This is a genomic window from Aliiroseovarius sp. F20344, assembly GCF_023016155.1.
In the GTDB taxonomy this organism is placed as follows: Bacteria; Pseudomonadota; Alphaproteobacteria; order Rhodobacterales; family Rhodobacteraceae; genus Aliiroseovarius.
The window spans coordinates 346,055-364,346 of sequence record NZ_JALKBG010000006.1; the positions used below are offsets into that span (position 1 = coordinate 346,055).

Annotated in this window: 13 protein-coding genes; 9 read left to right on the forward strand and 4 right to left on the reverse strand. The window is 54.4% G+C overall.

Features of this window, described 5'->3' with window-relative positions:
* Positions 1-553 precede the first annotated feature (553 nt).
* The 3 genes from MWU55_RS07495 to MWU55_RS07505 all read right to left on the reverse strand — a co-directional run bounded on the left by MWU55_RS07495 (position 554) and on the right by MWU55_RS07505 (position 3,708).
* A complete protein-coding gene (locus MWU55_RS07495; protein WP_246935335.1) occupies positions 554-1,972 on the reverse strand; it encodes a TRAP transporter large permease in 1,419 nt (472 codons plus the stop codon).
* Positions 1,972-2,637 carry a TRAP transporter small permease gene (locus tag MWU55_RS07500; protein WP_246935337.1) on the reverse strand — a complete coding sequence of 222 codons (666 nt, stop codon included), beginning with the start codon at positions 2,635-2,637 and terminating at the stop codon, positions 1,972-1,974. The genes MWU55_RS07495 and MWU55_RS07500 overlap by 1 nt, the downstream gene beginning before the upstream one ends.
* Before the next feature lie 69 nt (positions 2,638-2,706).
* Complete coding sequence (locus MWU55_RS07505; RefSeq protein ID WP_246935338.1) at positions 2,707-3,708, reverse strand: DctP family TRAP transporter solute-binding subunit; 1,002 nt, start codon at positions 3,706-3,708, stop codon at positions 2,707-2,709.
* A 182-nt stretch (positions 3,709-3,890) separates the two neighbouring features.
* Between MWU55_RS07505 and MWU55_RS07510 the strand changes: the two genes are divergently transcribed.
* Genes MWU55_RS07510 through MWU55_RS07525 form a run of 4 tightly spaced genes read left to right on the forward strand, consistent with a single transcriptional unit; the run spans position 3,891 to position 7,703 of the window.
* Entirely contained in the window at positions 3,891-4,799 is a 909-nt protein-coding gene (locus tag MWU55_RS07510) for an alpha/beta hydrolase (RefSeq protein ID WP_246935340.1), read from the forward strand.
* Positions 4,796-6,190, forward strand: a complete 1,395-nt coding sequence (leuC, locus tag MWU55_RS07515) for a 3-isopropylmalate dehydratase large subunit (RefSeq protein ID WP_246935342.1) — start codon at positions 4,796-4,798, stop codon at positions 6,188-6,190. The genes MWU55_RS07510 and leuC overlap by 4 nt, the downstream gene beginning before the upstream one ends.
* Complete coding sequence (leuD, locus tag MWU55_RS07520; RefSeq protein WP_246935344.1) at positions 6,190-6,795, forward strand: 3-isopropylmalate dehydratase small subunit; 606 nt, start codon at positions 6,190-6,192, stop codon at positions 6,793-6,795. The genes leuC and leuD overlap by 1 nt, the downstream gene beginning before the upstream one ends.
* An 8-nt stretch (positions 6,796-6,803) precedes the next feature.
* Positions 6,804-7,703 (forward strand): LysR substrate-binding domain-containing protein, encoded by a 900-nt coding sequence (locus MWU55_RS07525; RefSeq protein ID WP_246935345.1) that lies wholly within the window; start codon positions 6,804-6,806, stop codon positions 7,701-7,703.
* A gap of 479 nt (positions 7,704-8,182) precedes the next feature.
* Here MWU55_RS07525 and MWU55_RS07530 read toward each other — a convergent pair whose 3' ends face one another.
* Positions 8,183-8,881, reverse strand: a complete 699-nt coding sequence (locus MWU55_RS07530; RefSeq protein ID WP_246935347.1) for a helix-turn-helix domain-containing protein — start codon at positions 8,879-8,881, stop codon at positions 8,183-8,185.
* 275 nt (positions 8,882-9,156) lie between these two features.
* Here MWU55_RS07530 and MWU55_RS07535 point away from each other — a divergent pair, with 275 nt between their 5' ends.
* From MWU55_RS07535 to narJ, 5 genes are all read left to right on the forward strand, one after another.
* Positions 9,157-10,569 (forward strand): MFS transporter, encoded by a 1,413-nt coding sequence (locus MWU55_RS07535; RefSeq protein ID WP_246935349.1) that lies wholly within the window; start codon positions 9,157-9,159, stop codon positions 10,567-10,569.
* A gap of 67 nt (positions 10,570-10,636) precedes the next feature.
* Positions 10,637-12,253, forward strand: a complete 1,617-nt coding sequence (locus MWU55_RS07540; RefSeq protein WP_246935350.1) for an antiporter — start codon at positions 10,637-10,639, stop codon at positions 12,251-12,253.
* Between the two features lie 61 nt (positions 12,254-12,314).
* On the forward strand, positions 12,315-16,052 hold the full coding sequence (locus MWU55_RS07545; protein WP_246935352.1) for a nitrate reductase subunit alpha: 3,738 nt from the start codon (positions 12,315-12,317) through the stop codon (positions 16,050-16,052).
* A complete protein-coding gene (narH, locus tag MWU55_RS07550; protein WP_246935353.1) occupies positions 16,049-17,572 on the forward strand; it encodes a nitrate reductase subunit beta in 1,524 nt (507 codons plus the stop codon). The genes MWU55_RS07545 and narH overlap by 4 nt, the downstream gene beginning before the upstream one ends.
* Positions 17,572-18,288 (forward strand): nitrate reductase molybdenum cofactor assembly chaperone, encoded by a 717-nt coding sequence (gene narJ, locus MWU55_RS07555; protein ID WP_246935355.1) that lies wholly within the window; start codon positions 17,572-17,574, stop codon positions 18,286-18,288. The genes narH and narJ overlap by 1 nt, the downstream gene beginning before the upstream one ends.
* The last annotated feature ends 4 nt before the right edge of the window (positions 18,289-18,292 follow it).

Genomic DNA, 18,292 nt, shown 5'->3' on the forward strand with positions numbered 1-18,292 from the left:
CCGTTTAAGGTGCGCCAAGCTTCCTAAAGACTTGCCCGGGTCAGATTGTGCTGTCTGCTTCCAAATCAACGGACAACAACATGCCGATAGCTGCTGCTCGTTCACGTGAGAAGGACGTTCCGCGCCCGCGAAGCGATGCTGTGTCAGCAACAACCGCCGGAGCAAAAGGCGAGAAAGTCCCGCGTTTGGTTTGTCTGATCATTCTGCATCGAAAGTGCGGTCTCGGTCCGGCCGAAATCGACACGCACGAATGACCGGATGGGCGTCTTGCGTCGCACCGCAACATCAAGGATGCTGCATAAGTTAAATCCGATAGATGAACGGCAGCTTCGTCCGCGTTGCCGCCATTTGCAACCGTCTTGCCCAGTGTCTGCTTAGCGGGACAAAGCCGCCGTTGATCCTCGCAGTACGAACGGCCGCATTTCTCGCTTCTCGAAAGCAGCTAGGGTGGGAAGCGGACTTTCGTTGCGGACGGTGCGGATGCTCTCTTTGAATGCACTCTAGACCACTTGGCATTGAAAAACGCCGCCCAATTCGGCGGCGTTTCATGTTTTTATTGGGTAATAATCTCCGGGCCCATGAACGTGTTCGGGAGGAACGTTGATAAGAACGGAACATACGTAACGATAATCAGGAACACGAACAATACAGCGAGGAAGGGAAGGGCTGCACGAACGACGCTCATCATCGGCATACCAGCGACACCCGAGGTCACGAAAAGGTTTAGACCAACCGGAGGTGTGATCATCCCGATCTCCATATTGACCACCATGATGATGCCCAGATGAATTGGGTCAATGCCCAGTTCGATGGCAATTGGGAACACCAGCGGAGCGACGATGACCAACAAGCCTGATGGCTCCATGAACTGACCACCGATCAGCAGGATGATGTTGACCACGATCAGGAACATCACTGGGCCAAACCCGGCAGACAGCATTGCATTGGCGATATGTTGCGGGATTTGCTCGTCTGTCAGCACGTGTTTCAGGATCAAAGCGTTGGCGATGACGAACAACAGTGTCACGGTCAGTTTGCCTGCATCAAACAGCGTTCTCTGCGTGTCGGGGTGAATGATAGCTGTGAGCAAAGCCCAGGGCTTTTGCCGCAATGGTGTAGGATCCCCAAGTGGCGCATCTTCGACCATAGCCGCAGAAGACAGGCTTTTGGCGCGCGGTGCAGCCAATGGGCCCATGTCTTTGTAAATGAAGGTCGCAATGAAGAAGGCGTAGACTGCGGCCACTGCGGCGGCTTCTGTCGGTGTAAAGATACCGCCGTAGATGCCCCCCAAGATGATCACGATCAGGAACAGACCCCAACCAGCATCTCGGCCAGCTGCAAGCACTTCACCCCAGCCCTTCCATTCGCCTTTTGGCAGGTTCTTTACCTTGGCAATGACATAGATCGTCACCATCAGCATCACACCAGCCAACAGCCCCGGAATAACGCCTGCAAGGAACATCCGACCAACGGATACTTCTACTGAAGCCGCGTAAACAACCATCACGATTGAGGGCGGGATCAGAATACCCAAGGTGCCTGCGTTACAGATGACGCCCGCAGCGAACTCTTTCGAATAGCCAACTTGACGCATGCCCGCGATGACAATGGTACCAATAGCAACCACGGTCGCCGGGCTTGATCCTGACAGCGCAGCAAAGAGCATACAGGCAAACACGCCTGCAATCGCCAGACCGCCGGGCAAGTGGCCAACACAAGCAATCGAAAACCGGATTATCCGCCGCGCCACGCCGCCGGTGGTCATGAAGGACGACGCCAGAATGAAGAAGGGGATTGCGAGCAGGGTAAAGTGGCCCTCAAAGGCAGCAAAAAGCGTTTGCGAAACAGAAGCCAGGGAGCTGTCAGAGAACCACAAAAGAAATAGGACCGACGACATGCCGAGCGATACGGCGATCGGAACACCGATCATCAGAAAACCGATGACCATTCCAAAGAGAAGGACGACTTCCATTATTTTGCCTCCGCATTCTGAGCTTCAAGCTCGGCGAGCTCGTCTTCGACTTCATGGCTGGCCACAAGGCGATCCATCGTGCCGTTGAGAATGGCGATTGTTGATTGAACAAAGCGCACAAGGATCAGCGCCCCAGAAAGCGGCAGAACGAAATAGGGCAGAAAGCGAGGGATCTTTTCATAGTCCTCACCCTCGTTAAATACGTCTTCCATCCACGCAAGAATGCCAGGCATTGGGATGTCATTGGTTTCATACCAACCCTTGGCCCGGTAGTCTTCTTCAAAGCCAAGCGGGAACCAGCGGCCCTCGGTGGCCGGAAGGTTTGCGAAGTTTGCCCAGTAGTCCCAAGCCCCCTTCATCATCAGGAATGCAAAGGCGAGGCAAACAGAAACCGCAACAAGCGCCATCACTTTGCGCGCACCCCGGTCGAGCATGTTTACGACGAGGTCCACACCCAGATGGGTGCCCTTTTTGACCGCATAAGCAGCACCAAGCAGCACCAGCCAAGCGAACAAGAAGACCGTCATTTCCAATGCCCAAAGGATGTTCGAGTCAAAGGCGTAGCGGGCGACGACGTTCGCGAAGGTCAAGACTGTCATTAGTCCGAGGATCACTGCGATCAGCTTTTCTTCTATTTGGTCCACAACGGACACGTGTTCTGTCATTGATCCGATCCTCCTTGAACGAGACCATGTGTTGGTTGGGCACATGTCATGCCCAACCATGCGTTTGGATTAGAAACCAGCGTTGATCTGGACTGCTGCTTCGATCGCGTCCTGTCCGATGTCGCCTGAGAACTGTTCCCAGACGGGCTGCATCGCAACGACCCAGGATTGGCGCTCTTCGTCCGTCAACGTGCGGATCTCTCCACCGGCATCGATGATCGCCTGACGGTTCTTCTGGTTCACCGCGAATGATTCCGAGTTACGTGTCTCTGTCACTTCATTCAGGATTGTCAGGAATTGATCGCGAACATCAGCGTCCAGGCTTTCAAGCCAGTCGATGGACGTGACCACCAGATAGTCGATGATGCCGTGGTTGGTTTCGGTGATCCCATCCTGGACCTCGAAGAACTTCTTGCCGTAGATGTTGGACCAAACGTTCTCCTGCCCATCCACAACACCTTGCTGCAACGCGCCGTAGACTTCTGAGAAGGCCATCTTTTGGGGACTACCGCCAATCGCTTCCATCTGAGCCACTAGAACGTCAGAAGACATCACGCGAAATTTCAGGCCATCTGCATCCGCAGGGGTGATCAGTGGCACGTTAGCAGACATTTGTTTCATGCCGTTGTGCCAGAAGGTCAGGCCCTGAAGGCCGCGGCGTTGCATGGAATCTAGTAACTCTTGCCCTGCGTCAGACGTCTGGAATGCGTCAACTGCGTCGATGTTCTTAAACAGGAACGGCAGATCGAAGATACGGAATTTCTTGGTGAATTTCTCGAACTTGGACAGGGATGGCGCGGCTAAGTGAATGTCACCTTGCAGCAGTGCTTCCAGAACTTTGTCATCATTATATAGGGTCGAGTTCGGGAACACCTCCATGCAGGCTTTGCCGTTCATCTCGTCGTTGACACGTTGTTCCAGCAAAGATGCGGCAATGCCTTTGGGGTGTTTATCGGTGTTGGTGACGTGGCTGAACTTGATAACAGTTTCGCCGGCATCGCAGGCTGCAAATGCAGCGCTCGCACCGACGGACATCGCCACTGTCAAAGCTGTAAGTTTCGTGAACTTCATTCTTGTTTCCTCCCATTAGGTCGCAGCCGATTTCAGTTCGTCAGGCTCGGCCTTAACGGAAACGATACATAAGAATTGGGCGATCACTGTTCGGCAGTATTGATTACTAATTCCGAATAATGATCTAGAATAATTCCAATAGAGTTATCGAAGAGACTCCGCTTTGTAGGGAATAGCGCACCATGTTTGAGAATTTTGACCAATTGAAGTTGGACTTTGGCGCGCAATCAATTTTCCTACGACACAGCCGTGACGGCGCATCTAAGCCTGCGCTTCTGTTGCTGCATGGCTATCCTCAAACATCGGCGATGTGGCATGCGGTGGCACCGCAATTGACAGACACGTTTCATGTCATTTGCCCGGATCTACGCGGCTATGGTCGGTCCTCGAAACCCGCCTCTGATCCACAACACCTAACCTATTCAAAGCGTGAAATGGCCAAGGACATGGTTGCTGTGATGGAGCAGCTTGGTCACAAATCCTTTTATGTTGGCGCTCATGACCGTGGTGCGCGCGTGGCCCATCGTATGGGTTTGGATTACCCTGATCGTGTGCTTGGGCTAACTTTGCTTGATATTGCGCCCACACGTGAAATGTATGCAAAGGCCGGTTCGAAATTCGCAACCACCTATTGGCATTGGTATTTCCTGATCCAAAAGTCACCCTTGCCCGAGCAAATCATCGGCAATGATCCCTCGGGCTTCTGGAAGCTGAAATGCTTTAACCAAGCCAAAGGCGAAAACCCGTTCACGGATGAAGCGTTAGAGGAATACTTGCTAAGCTTTCAATCCTCTGAAGCGATCCATGCCTCATGCGAGGATTACCGCGCTGCGGCGACAATCGACATCGAACATGACAACGCAGATAACGGCTTGAAATTGCAGCAGCCGTTGCAGGTTCTTTGGGCCAAGCACGGCGTGATTGAAAGCTGTTTTGACGCCCTATCTCTTTGGCAAAACCGAGCCTCCGATGTGCGCGGAGAAGCTGTCGATGCCACTCATTACATGGCTGAGGAAATTCCGCAGGTAATCGCGGAGCGCATGCGCGCCTTTTTCCTAAGCCAGATCAAATCCAAGGATGCAGCTGAATGACAAAAACCCTCTACGACAAGCTGGTGGACGCGCATAAGGTATGTGATCTGCCGGACGGTGATATGCTCGTGTATGTCGATTTCCACATCATGAATGAATACACGAGCCCGCAGGCTTTTTCCGGATTGGATCAGAAGGGGCTGGATGTCTGGCGACCAGAAGCCCACCTGTCCGTTGTGGATCACGTTAATGCTACCCGTCAGCGTGACCCGCATGATGATGCCTCGAAACTTCTGATCGATAATCTCGAGAACAATTGCAGAAAACACAACATCGCTTTCTACGGTTTGGGCGACCCCCGCCAAGGAATTGAACATGTTGTTGTTCCTGAACAGGGGCTGGTTGCTCCGGGTATGTTGATTGCATGCGGCGATAGCCACACGACCACATATGGTGCCTTTGGGGCGCTTGGTTTTGGCATCGGAACATCTGAAGTTGAACATGTGCTGGCAACGCAGACCCTGCGCTATAAACGCTTGAAAACAATGCTGGTGAATGTCGAAGGCGCTTTGGCACCGGGTGTGACGGCAAAAGACATCATCATGAAAGTGGTGCAGGTTATCGGGGCGGGTGGCGCAAATGGTTATGCCGTAGAATTCGCCGGCTCAGCCATTCGCGATCAAGATATGTCAGGCCGGATGACCATCTGCAACATGGCCGTTGAGCTGGGTGCGCGTGCCGCTCTGATCGCCGCAGATGAGAAAACACTGGCAGCGATCAAAGGCCGAGCGCATAGCGAAAGCTTCGACTTTGGAGGGACCGAATGGCGGTCTGACGAAAGCGCGGTACATGATCAGACCTTTGATATCGCGGCGGAAGATATCGCACCTCTCGTAAGTTGGGGCACCAGCCCAGATCAGTCAGTTCCGATTGACGGGCGTGTTCCAACGGCAGGTGACACAGCGACCCCGAAAGCCAAAGCCGCGTTAGAGCGGGCACTGGCATACATGGGGCTCTCCGCAGGCCAATCGGTTCAGGATATCGCCATCGACAGCGCATTTATCGGGTCCTGTACCAATAGCCGCATCGAGGATCTGCGTGCTGCGGCAGCAGTCTTGAAAGGCAACAAAGTGGTGTCAGGCGTCACTGCAATCGTCGTGCCAGGCTCAACTTACACGCGCTTGCAGGCTGAAAACGAAGGGATCGACAAGATCTTCATCGACGCTGGCTTTGACTGGCGGCCGGAAAGTGGATGCTCCATGTGCCTTGCGATGAATGACGACATCGCAATGGACGGTGAACGCATCGCATCTTCCACCAACCGCAATTTCGAAGGTCGTCAGGGTCGGGGCGCGCGCACCCATTTGATGAGCCCAGCTATGGTGGCAGCAGCAGCGGTAAAAGGCCATCTCGCCGATATTCGCGAATTTCAGTTTGAAGGAGCCGAGTAATGCCGGATCAAGTCACAGGATTGATGGCAGCATTCCCGCAGCCTAACGTCGATACTGATGTCATCATGCCAAAACGGTTCCTGATCACCATCACTCGCGAGGGATTGGCAGATGGGACCTTGGCCGATTTGCGGTTTGATGAAGACAACAACAAACGCCCAGAATTCGTTCTGAACAGATCGCCTTGGACAGAAGCGTCTATCTTGGTTGTTGGTGACAACTTTGGATGTGGCTCCAGCCGCGAGCATGCAGTTTGGGGCCTAATGCAGCTCGGCATTAAAGGCGTCATTGGATCGGGTTTTGCGGGGATCTTCTATGACAACGCCCGCAAAAACGGTTTGGCGCTGCCTATTGTAAGCCCGGAAGTGCGGGATGAACTCATGCAGGTCGCGCGCGATCCAGATGCAGGGCAATGCATCATCGACATCACCAATCGTCGGATCTCAGTTGGGTCACAACGTCATCCGTTTGAAATGGATGAGGCAACCCGCGCCGCTTTGCTGGAAGGGCGGGATGACACGTTGGACACCCTGAAGCTTGCGCAATCCATTCGCGCATATGAAAGTAACCTGACACAGAAAATGCGGGTCAATGTTATCCAATAGGAGCCAGAGTGGAGCTAAGACAACTTCAGTGTTTTGTGGCGGTTGCCGAAGAACTCCACTTTCGAAAAGCCGGAGAGCGCCTTGGCCTGAGCCAACCGGCGCTTTCCGAAAGAATTTCTTCACTTGAACATGAACTTGGATTTCCCCTGTTGTTTCGAACCACCCGCCAAGTGAGTTTGACACAAGCTGGCTCAGAATTTCTCAAGGATGCGCAACGTATCCTCGCGGATATCGAAAAGTCGGTCTCAAATGTGCGCCATGTAGCAGACAGCGGTCTGAAATCATTGCGGATAAGTGGTGTTGATGAGGCGCTATCGTTGCTGTTTCCACCTGCTTTGATCGAGTTTCGAAAGCTCCATCCGGACGTGCATATCGAATTGAACGAGATCTCTTCGTCGGACTATCACACTCAGGAACTGGTCAATCATAGGACCGATGTCGCATTTGTGCGCAAATCCCCTGATGATGAATTCCTGTCATCCGAATTCTTGCACAGCCAGGCTGCGGTTGTCGTCGTAGCAGATGACAATCCACTGTCGGAGAGGAAAGAGATTTCCGTCGAGGATATCAAAGATGTTCCGGTAATAGGATTTCCAAAGCGTTCTAGACCGATACTTCACGAGATGTTGTGGGGTAGCTTTAGACATCGCGGTTGGCAGCCTAATGTTGTCTGCGAAGTCATCGATAAATCAACGATGCTTCAACTGGTTGCGCATGGAATTGGCATCGCCCTTATACCTGCCTGGGTACAATCGTTGTCGCCCAAAGGTTTGAAGTTTGTTCCCTATCGTGAGAGCGTTCAGGAAATAGACCTCTATATTTCCTATCGAACTGCGGGGAATGCCAAAGAAGTGCTGGCATTTATTGATGCGGTGAAGCGCGTAAACGAAGAAACATCACGGTATTAAGCGGCCATTTGTGTAGATACACTTGAACTTCCGCTGTGGGCTCGAACCAGATGTTCGCTGCATCTTACTCGAATGTCGGCTTTTGGGAATTTGGGCAACTCATCCACCATACCGCGTACATTAGGCAAGGTAATGCTTCTCTGTTCGTTCCAACTTATTCACTGATACCAAATTGAAATTCCCTGTTAACAAACTTAGGGAAATCGTGCCTAAGCCACTGTTTTCTTTGCGGCAATCAAGGCAATGGGCTCGAATATCAGCGAAATCGGCAGTTTTTCCCTGTAATTTCCCTGTTAACAGGGAATTACTGGCTGAGACTGGTTAGCTCAGGACTGCTTGCACAGCCAAATTCCACACTCATAAAAACGCTACACCCGCTTCCTCGGTGTGCTGGTGCCATGTCTGAGCTTCGTATTGTAGTTTAAGCAGGTTTTTAAGCGGAGATGAGCGCGCTGTCATCCAACCCGATGTGTCAGAGATCAAGTTGTCTTGTCATCGATCAACGGGCTTGGCCGCGCAAATTTCTCCAAGTCGGACTGGTTTGAAATCGTGATCCTACATCCATCAACCGTCACCCCATAAGGCTGCAATGCCTTGAACGCTCTGCTGAGGTTTTCCGGCGTCATGCTTAGGTAAGAGGCAAGCCTTCGTTTCTCGGTTTGTAGTTCGAATACTGGGTGGCCGCCTTCGCGCGTCTGCTGGCGTAGAAGATAATTGGCCAGCCGCTCAAGAGATGTGCGCAGTTTCAGGTCCTTGGTCTTTTTGATTGATGCGCGGTACCCAGTTGCAAGTTCAGTGACAATTGCGCGGGCAAATTTGTTATCAGCATCAAATACCCTGCGCACGTTTGCGCTGGGAATAAGAACCACGCGGCTTTTCTCAAGCGTGCGGGCAGACATCAGGTTCGGAGCATTGCGAAGAGTTGCCGCAAGTATGAAGGTCGAAATAGGCCGTATGATCGTGATGCTTGTTTCACGGCCATTCCAGCGGGCGAAAAGTTCGACAGAGCCGTCAATCACAACATGTAGGAAGTCGCTCGGCTCGCCCTCGAGTATCAGTTCGATCTGTGGCGGAAAAGTCTGAAGATAAGAGGCGTGCATTAGCGAAATGAAATTGTCCTCTTCCATTTCCGAGAACAAATCTAGCTTGCGAATATCCGGATGATGCGATTCGAGCATGATGACAGCAGCACTTCTTAAGGTGTAAAATTCTTAACCTCTGCAATTGATTAATGTCAAACCTTAGTTTGATGAGCCGTCTGGTGATGCTTGCGAACCAGCGATACGGGCCATGATATACTTCATGAACGTATTTATTTAGCTGGGTTAATTATGAGAATTGACCTGAATCAATCCAACTTCGTCCTGTCTCGCTCAACCGTGTCCACATGTTAACCGACTGCGTCACCTTTTGGAAAAGGCAGCCGCAATAAGTCGAATAGGGGACATGAGAAATGGAAATTCAGAACAAGGCGACAAGCCTTTGGGGAAACTTCTTCAACGTCCGAATGGTGCAAATCAGAACCTTCCACATGACGTGGTTTGCGTTCTTCTCTTGCTTCTTTGCATGGTTCGGTATCGCGCCTTTGATGATCATTGTGCGCGAAGAGCTTGGCTTTACAAAATCGCAAGTGGGTTGGACGATCATTGCTTCGGTGGCAATGACGATTGTCGGGCGCTTCTTTATTGGGTGGCTGTGTGACCGGATCGGTCCAAGGCTGGCCTATACATGGCTTTTGATCCTTGGTGCCTTCCCGGTAGCCGGGATTGGTCTGGCAGACAGCTTTGAAAGCTTTCTGTTCTTCCGGTTGATGATTGGTTTCATCGGGGCTTCGTTCGTTATCACCCAATACCATACGTCAGTGATGTTTGCGCCGAACGTGGTGGGAACCGCCAACGCAACCAGCGCTGGCTGGGGTAATTTGGGCGGCGGTGTAACGCAGTTCGCAATGCCACTGATCTTTTCAATCTTTATCACCCTTGGCTTTACGGACGCCGCAAGCTGGCGGTTCTCGATGGTCGTGGTTGGGTGTGTGATCTTCGTGGTCGGCATCGCCTATTTCTTCCTGACGCAAGATGCGCCGGATGGAAACTACAAAGAGCTTCGTCAAAAAGGACTGCTTGAGAAGAAAGAGAAAGTCACTGGCACGTACTTTAAAGCCATGGTGGATTATCGCGTCTGGGTGTTGTTCTTCATTTACGCAGCCTGTTTCGGGATCGAACTGACGGTCAACAATGTCGCAGCTTTGTACTTCTATGACTATTTCGATGGCATCACACTTGTAACTGCTGGTCTGATTGCAGCGTCGTTTGGTCTGATGAATATCTTTGCCCGTACTTTGGGTGGGATCTTCGGCGATAACTTTGCATCGCTTTGGGGGCTGCGTGGCCGGTCGTACTGGCTGTTCATTGTGCTTTTGGGCGAAGGTCTTGCGCTGATGCTGTTCAGCCGCATGGACGTGCTGTTCCTAGCAATCCCGATGCTGATCATCTTTTCGCTGTTCACGCAGATGTCCGAAGGCGCGACCTATTCGGTGGTTCCTTTCGTCAACAAAAAGGCGCTGGGAGCAGTTGCAGGTATTGTTGGGGCAGGTGGTAACGCCGGTGCTGTGGCCGCAGGCTTCTTGTTCAAAGGCGAGATGCCTTGGAACAACGCATTCCTTGTAATCGGTATCATGGTCTGCTGTGCCTCGGTCCTTGCGCTGTTCGTCCGTTTCTCGCCCGAGAAAGAGGCCGAGGAGAAGGCATTGTTCGAGAAGGCCCAGCTTGATGGGCTGGAGCTTCGAGCTGCCCGCGCTGTGAATGCCGTAAACAACTCGCGCGCAGTTGTGGACGAGTACAACCGTACACACGCTGAAAAAATCTAAGCACGACATAAAAGGTGGCCCGCCTGTCCCGGTGGCCCGCCAAACCAATTCCTGAGGAGGGATAATCGTGGGACAAGATCTAAGAAACTGGACACCGGATGACGAGGCCTTCTGGGCATCCACCGGCAAGTCCATTGCCAACCGAAATCTATGGATTTCAATTCCCAGCCTGCTATGCGGTTTCGCCGTCTGGCTTTACTGGGGCATCATCACGGTACAGATGCTTAATCTGGGCTTCGAATTCGCAAAGTCCGATCTGTTTACGCTGGGCGCAATCGCTGGCTTGACCGGTGCAACCCTGCGTATTCCCTCGACCTTCTTCATTCGTATCGCAGGGGGACGAAACACCATTGTGTTCACCACCGCGCTTTTGATGATCCCGGCCATCGGTGCCGGTCTGGCGCTGCAAAACCCGGATACCCCGTTGTGGTACTTCCAGATTTTGGCCTTCCTGTCGGGCATCGGCGGCGGTAACTTCTCGTCCTCGATGTCGAACATCAGCTTCTTCTACCCGAAGAAAATTCAAGGTTATGCGCTGGGTATGAATGCGGGTCTGGGCAACTTTGGTGTGACCACCATGCAGATCCTGATCCCACTGGCCATGACCATGGGTATCTTCGGTGGCGAAAGCCGCACCTTGGTCAACACCTCGGGCACGCTGATCGGCAAAATCCCTGCCGGGACCGAGACTTACATCCAAAACGCTGGCCTGATCTGGCTGGTCTTCCTGATCCCTCTGGCGATCATTGGCTGGATGGGGATGAACAACATCCGCGACGAGCATGTCTCGCCCAATATCCCTGGACCGCTTGGCGCATTCGCCACGATTTCGGGCATGCTGATGATCGGTTTCATCACCGCTGCTTTCGGCCTGTGGCTGCTGCTTCCGGGTACTGAGGCCGGTCTGCCAACCTCGGGTCTGGGCGTGTCCAAATGGATCGTGCTGCCCATCGTGATCGCACTGACCGTTCTGGGTCTGAGAATGATCCCGGGTGCTGTCGGACAGAACCTGAGCCGCCAGTACAAAATTTTCGGCAACAAGCACACCTGGGCCATGACCGTGATCTACACCATGACCTTTGGCTCGTTCATCGGCTACTCGGCCGCGCTGGCGCTGACCATCAAGGTTGTGTTCGGCTTTAGCCACGTTGAAGTCGACGGTGTGATGACCCACGACATGGTGAACCCAAATGGCCCGTCGGCCTTGATGTTTGCCTGGATGGGACCGTTCATCGGTGCGTTGATCCGTCCGATTGGCGGTATGTGGGCTGACAAAGCCGGCGGCGCAAAGGTGACCCAGATCATCTCGGTCGTCATGGTCGCCTCGGCCTTGGGTGTCGCATACTTCATCCAGCAGGCTTACTCGTCGGCCACCCCGGAACAATACTTCTATCCGTTCCTGGGTCTGTTCCTGATCCTGTTCGCCGCAACTGGTATCGGCAACGGGTCGACCTTCCGCACCATCGCGATGGTGTTCAACAAAGAACAGGCTGGTCCTGCTTTGGGTTGGACCGCTGCGGTTGCTGCTTACGGCGCATTCATCATTCCCAAAGTGTTTGGCGAACAGCTGAAAGCCGGAACGCCTGAATACGCCTTGTACGGCTTCGCGATCTTCTATGCGGTCTGCATCGCCATCAACTGGTGGTTCTATCTGCGCCCCGGCGCTTACGTGAAGAACCCCTGATACGTCTGCCCGCCTATCCCGGCAGATGCCGGGGTAGGCCAGCCAACCTAGGAGAAATCAGATGAGCCACCTGCTCGACAGACTGAACTTCTTCCAGTCCAAAGAACTGGAACAGTTTTCGAATGGCCACGGTCAAGTGACCAATGAAAACCGCGACTGGGAGGACACCTATCGGAATCGCTGGCGCCACGACAAAATTGTGCGCTCGACCCATGGTGTGAACTGTACCGGATCGTGTTCGTGGAAAATCTACGTGAAATCGGGGATCGTCACTTGGGAAACCCAACAGACCGATTACCCGCGGACACGCCCTGATCTGCCCAACCACGAACCGCGCGGCTGTGCCCGTGGTGCGTCTTACAGCTGGTATCTCTATTCCGCGAACCGCGTGAAAAACCCGCTGGTGCGTGGCCGTCTGATGAAAGTTTGGCGCAAAATGCGTCAGACTATGTCGCCGATCGAGGCTTGGACCGCGATCCAGAGCGACCCGATCCTGCGCGATTCATATGTGAAGACCCGAGGTAAGGGTGGCTTTGTCCGCGCAAGCTGGGATGAAGCGACCGAAATTACGGCCGCCGCCAACGCCTATACCGCCAAGAAATACGGTCCCGACCGGGTGATCGGCTTCTCGCCCATCCCGGCGATGTCGATGATTTCTTATGCAGCGGGCGCCCGTTACCTTAGCCTGATTGGCGGGGTCTGCGGATCCTTCTATGACTGGTATTGTGACCTTCCGCCAGCCTCGCCCATGACGTGGGGCGAACAGACCGACGTGCCGGAATCCGCTGACTGGTACAACGCTGGTTACTTGCTGCTTTGGGGCTCGAACGTACCGCAGACACGGACACCGGACGCGCACTTCTATACCGAAGCACGTTACCGCGGCACCAAGTCCGCAGTCATCTGCCCCGACTATTCGGAAGCCGCCAAATTTGGCGATGTCTGGCTGAACGTCAAACAGGGTACCGACGCCGCATTGGCGATGGCCTTTGGCCACGTGATCCTGCGTGAATTCCACTTGGACAACCAAGTCGAGTATTTCGAGGATTACTGCCGCAAGTATTCTGACTTCCCGATGCTGGTGAAGCTGGAAGACAAGAACGGCAAACTGGTTCCCGGGCGTTTCCTGCGTGCCGATGATCTGGACGGCAAGCTGGGTGAAGAGAATAACCCCGAATGGAAGACCGTTGGGCTGGATGAAAAATCCGGCGGTCTGGTCGCGCCTAATGGCTCGATCGGATATCGCTGGGGCGAAGACGGGGAATGGAACCTCGAAGAACGCGCCCAAGAGGCCGACACCGATCTGAAAATGACGCTGATTGGTGATGGAGACCATGACCGTGTTGCTGGTGTGGACTTCCCGTATTTCGGTGGCGAAGCGACCGAACAGTTCTCGACCGGCGATGACCGCCCCGACGTTCTGACCCGAAACATCCCAATCCGCGAGATCCAGACCAAAGACGGTCTGGTTCGTGTGGCCACTGTATTTGACCTGTTCTGTGCCAACTATGGCCTTGATCGTGGTCTGGGTGGTGACTGGGTTGCCAAGGACTATAACGAAGACGTGCCGGGCACCCCTGCGTGGGCCGAGAAGATCACCGGCGTATCTGCTGATAAGATCGTTCACGTTGCCCGTGAGTTCGCGCAAAATGCCGAGAAGACCAACGGCAAGTCGATGATCATCATCGGCGCGGCAATGAACCACTGGTACCACATGGACATGAACTATCGCGGCGTGATCAACATGCTGATCATGTGCGGTTGTGTAGGTCAGTCCGGCGGTGGTTGGGCTCACTATGTGGGCCAGGAAAAACTGCGCCCGCAGACTGGTTGGTTGCCTTTGGCCTTTGGTCTCGACTGGAACCGGCCACCACGTCAAATGAACTCGACCTCGATGTGGTATGCGCATTCGGATCAGTGGCGCTACGAGACCCTGACCGCAAGCGAGATCGTGTCGCCCACCGCACCGGAAGGTGACTGGGATGCGTCGATGATTGACTTCAACATCCGTGCTGAACGGATGGGCTGGTTGCCATCGGCGCCGCAGCTGAAAACCAACCCTCTTGAGGTGGCCAAACAGGCCAATGATGCTGGGATGGAAATCCCTGCCTATGTGGCGCAGCAGCTGAAATCTGGCGATCTGGAAATGTCCTGTGAGGACCCGGATGCACCTGAAAACTGGCCGCGTAACCTGTTTGTCTGGCGCTCGAACCTGCTGGGGTCGTCGGGCAAGGGGCACGAGTATTTCCTGAAGCACCTGCTTGGCACCGATCACGGGGTCATGGGCAAGGATCTTGGGGAAGAAGGTGCGCAGCTTCCGAAAGAAGCGAAGTGGCACGAGGATGCGCCGGAAGGCAAGCTGGACCTGCTGGTCACGCTGGACTTCCGCATGTCGACCACTTGTGTCTATTCGGACATCGTTCTGCCCACGGCTTCTTGGTACGAAAAGAACGACCTGAACACCTCGGACATGCACCCGTTCATTCACCCGCTTCAGGCGGCTGTGGACCCGGCTTACGAAAGCAAGTCGGACTGGGAGATCTTCAAGGCCATTGCCCACAAGTTCCAGGAAGTTGCCCCGGAAATTCTGGGCAAGGAAACGGACATCGTTCAGGTGCCGCTTCTGCATGATACGCCGGGTGAACTGGCGCAGGATCAAGTGCGTGACTGGAAGAAGGGCGAATGCGACCTTATTCCGGGCAAGACCGCGCCAAACTATGTGCCGGTGGAACGCGACTATACCGCGGTCTATGACCACTTCGTGGCTCTTGGTCCGCTTCTGGACAAGCTGGGCAACGGCGGCAAAGGCATCATGGTTGATGCCAAGCACGAGGTGCAGCACCTGCGTGAGTTGAACGGTGTGCACGAGGAGGGGCCCGCCAAGGGTCAGCCCAAGATCGTGACCGACATCGACGCGACCGAGGTCGTCTTGATGCTAGCGCCGGAAACCAACGGTGAAGTTGCAGTCAAGGCGTGGGACAGCTTGTCCAAAGCGACCGGCCGTGATCACACCCATCTGGCCAAACCTAAAGAGGATGAGAAGATCCGGTTCCGCGACATCGCCGCGCAGCCACGTAAGATCATCTCGTCCCCGACATGGTCTGGTATTGAAAGCGAAGAGGTCTGCTATAACGCGGGCTACACCAACGTGCACGAGCTGATCCCGTGGCGGACCTTGACAGGTCGTCAACAGACCTATCAGGATCACCAGTGGATGCTGGCCTTTGGTGAGGGCTTCCTGTCCTACCGTCCTCCGGTCGATCTGAAAACGATCACCGACGAGGTGCATAGCGAGAAAGACTGGCCGCATGTGGTGTTGAACTTCATCACGCCGCACCAGAAATGGGGCATCCACTCGACCTATTCCGATAACCTTCACATGCTGACGCTGAATCGCGGTGGCCCGGTGATCTGGATCTCGGAAAACGATGCGAAATCGGCAGGGATTGTCGATAACGATTGGGTCGAGCTTTACAACTCGAACGGTGCCCTGACGGCCCGTGCGGTTGTAAGTCAGCGGATGAAGGACGGAACGACCTTCATGTACCACGCGCAAGAGAAAATCGTGAATACGCCCGGGTCCGAGAAGACCGGTAAACGCGGCGGCATTCACAACTCGGTCACGCGTGCGACGCTGAAGCCCACCCACATGATCGGCGGCTATGCCCAGCAATCTTACGGTTTCAACTACTACGGCACCGTTGGTGCGAACCGCGATGAATTCGTCGTGGTGCGCAAGATGAAGAAGGTTGACTGGCTCGACCGTGAAGCGACCCCGAATAAGGAGGCAGCAGAATGAAGGTACGTGCTCAAATCGGCATGGTGTTGAACCTTGATAAATGTATCGGGTGCCACACCTGCTCTGTGACGTGTAAGAACGTCTGGACGTCGCGAGACGGTGTTGAATACGCATGGTTCAACAACGTGGAAAGCAAACCGGGCACCGGCTATCCGACCGACTGGGAAAACCAGGCGCGTTGGAACGGTGGCTGGGAACGCACCAAAGCTGGCAAGTTGCAGCCCAAACAGGGGTCGAAATGGCGGATTTTGGCGAACATCTTCGCCAACCCCGATCTGCCCGAGATCGACGATTACTATGAGCCGTTCGATTTCGACTATGACCACCTGAAGTCAGCCCCTGAAATGGAGGCCTTCCCCACCGCCCGCCCGCGTTCCAAGATCACTGGCGAACGGATGGAGAAGATCGAGAAGGGGCCGAACTGGGAAGAAATCCTGGGTGGCGAATTCTCGAAACGTGGTGAAGACTACAACTTCGAAGGTGTGCAAAAGCAGATCTACGGGGAATACGAGAACACCTTCATGATGTATCTCCCCCGTCTGTGCGAACACTGCCTGAACCCGGCTTGTGCGGCTTCGTGTCCGTCGGGTGCGATCTATAAGCGCGAAGAAGACGGCATTGTCCTGATCGACCAAGAGAAGTGTCGCGGTTGGCGGATGTGTGTCTCGGGCTGTCCTTACAAAAAAGTCTACTACAACTGGTCGACCGGTAAGTCCGAGAAATGCACCCTGTGCTATCCGCGCATCGAAAGCGGCAACCCGACCGTCTGTTCGGAAACCTGTGTGGGCCGGATCCGCTATCTGGGTGTGATGCTTTACGATGCCGACAAGATCGAGGAAGCCGCGAATGCGGAAGCCACAACCGATCTTTACGACGCGCAGCTGGGTGTCTTCCTTGATCCGAACGATCCCGAGGTGATCGCCGCTGCCGAGCGTGACGGTGTCCCGCAGGATTGGATCAAGGCCGCAAAGGAAAGCCCGATCTGGAAGATGGCGATGGAATGGAAAGTAGCGTTCCCGCTGCACCCAGAGTATCGCACCCTTCCGATGGTCTGGTACATCCCACCGCTTAGCCCGATCCAGAACGCCGCCGAAGCAGGTGCAATCGGAACCGACGGCGCAATGCCCGACGTGAAGAACCTGCGTATCCCGGTGAAATATCTGGCCAACATGCTGACCGCAGGGGATGAAGCCCCCGTTGTCACCGCGTTGGAACGGATGCTTGGTATGCGCGCTTATATGCGCTCGAAAACCATCGAAGGCGTAACGGACGAGGGTCTGGCTGAACGTGTCGGTCTGACCGGTCGTACCATCGAGGACATGTATAAAATTATGGCCCTTGCCGACTACGAAGACCGTTTCGTCATCCCGACCACGCACCGCGAGCAAGTTGAAGACGCTTACGATCTGCGCGGCGGCTGTGGCTTCACTGATACCAATGGCTGTTCCGGTGGAACGTCGAAAGCATCGCTGTTTGGCGGTGCCAAGAAAGCCCTGAAAATGCCGTCGGAGGTGATGTAATGGACCGTTCTCTAAAAGCTATCTCGCTGGTTCTAAGCTACCCCACTCGCGAACTGCAGCAGGCCATGCCGGAAATCGGCGCGGTGCTGGCATCGGACAGCCGTCTTACGGCTGCTGCCCGTCGTGATCTGCGCCCCTTGATCGACGCCTTGGGATCGCAGGACATCTACGATCTGGAAGAGCAGTATGTGCTGCTCTTCGATCGATCGCGCACTTTGTCACTGAACCTGTTTGAGCATGTTCACGGCGAAAGTCGCGACCGGGGTGGGGCGATGGTTTCGCTGGTCGAGATGTATCGCGAAGCCGGGTTCGATCCGGTATCAAGCGAGCTGCCCGACCACCTGCCTGTTCTCTTGGAATTCCTGTCCACGCGTCCCTATGCCGAGGTACAGGATACCTTGGCGGACGCGGCGCATATTATGGAAGCGTTGAGCGAACGACTGGTTCGACGTGACAGCCCATATGCTGCCGTGTTCGCCTCTTTGCTACAGCTGTCTGGTGTAGAAGCCGACAAAGAGGCAGTGGCCGAGCTGCTGGAACAGCCCGAGGTCGATCCCAATGACTTAGAGGCTCTGGACGAGATCTGGGAGGAAAGCGAAGTGCGCTTCGGTCCCGATCCCAATGCCGGATGCCCACAAGTGCGCGACATGCTTTCGCGCATGGATGAACCCAAATCAGACACAGCAGCCCGCGCCCCCGGCGTGGCTGCGGAATGATGGA

Excerpts from the sequence above, each read along its gene's own strand:
- MWU55_RS07495 (WP_246935335.1), bottom strand. The coding sequence starts at position 1,972 with ATGGAAGTCGTCCTTCTCTTTGGAATGGTCATCGGTTTTCTGATGATC.
- MWU55_RS07500 (WP_246935337.1), bottom strand. The coding sequence starts at position 2,637 with ATGACAGAACACGTGTCCGTTGTGGACCAAATAGAAGAAAAGCTGATC.
- MWU55_RS07505 (WP_246935338.1), bottom strand. The coding sequence starts at position 3,708 with ATGAAGTTCACGAAACTTACAGCTTTGACAGTGGCGATGTCCGTCGGT.
- MWU55_RS07510 (WP_246935340.1), top strand. The coding sequence starts at position 3,891 with ATGTTTGAGAATTTTGACCAATTGAAGTTGGACTTTGGCGCGCAATCA.
- leuC (WP_246935342.1), top strand. The coding sequence starts at position 4,796 with ATGACAAAAACCCTCTACGACAAGCTGGTGGACGCGCATAAGGTATGT.
- leuD (WP_246935344.1), top strand. The coding sequence starts at position 6,190 with ATGCCGGATCAAGTCACAGGATTGATGGCAGCATTCCCGCAGCCTAAC.
- MWU55_RS07530 (WP_246935347.1), bottom strand. The coding sequence starts at position 8,881 with ATGCTCGAATCGCATCATCCGGATATTCGCAAGCTAGATTTGTTCTCG.
- MWU55_RS07535 (WP_246935349.1), top strand. The coding sequence starts at position 9,157 with ATGGAAATTCAGAACAAGGCGACAAGCCTTTGGGGAAACTTCTTCAAC.
- MWU55_RS07545 (WP_246935352.1), top strand. The coding sequence starts at position 12,315 with ATGAGCCACCTGCTCGACAGACTGAACTTCTTCCAGTCCAAAGAACTG.
- narH (WP_246935353.1), top strand. The coding sequence starts at position 16,049 with ATGAAGGTACGTGCTCAAATCGGCATGGTGTTGAACCTTGATAAATGT.
- narJ (WP_246935355.1), top strand. The coding sequence starts at position 17,572 with ATGGACCGTTCTCTAAAAGCTATCTCGCTGGTTCTAAGCTACCCCACT.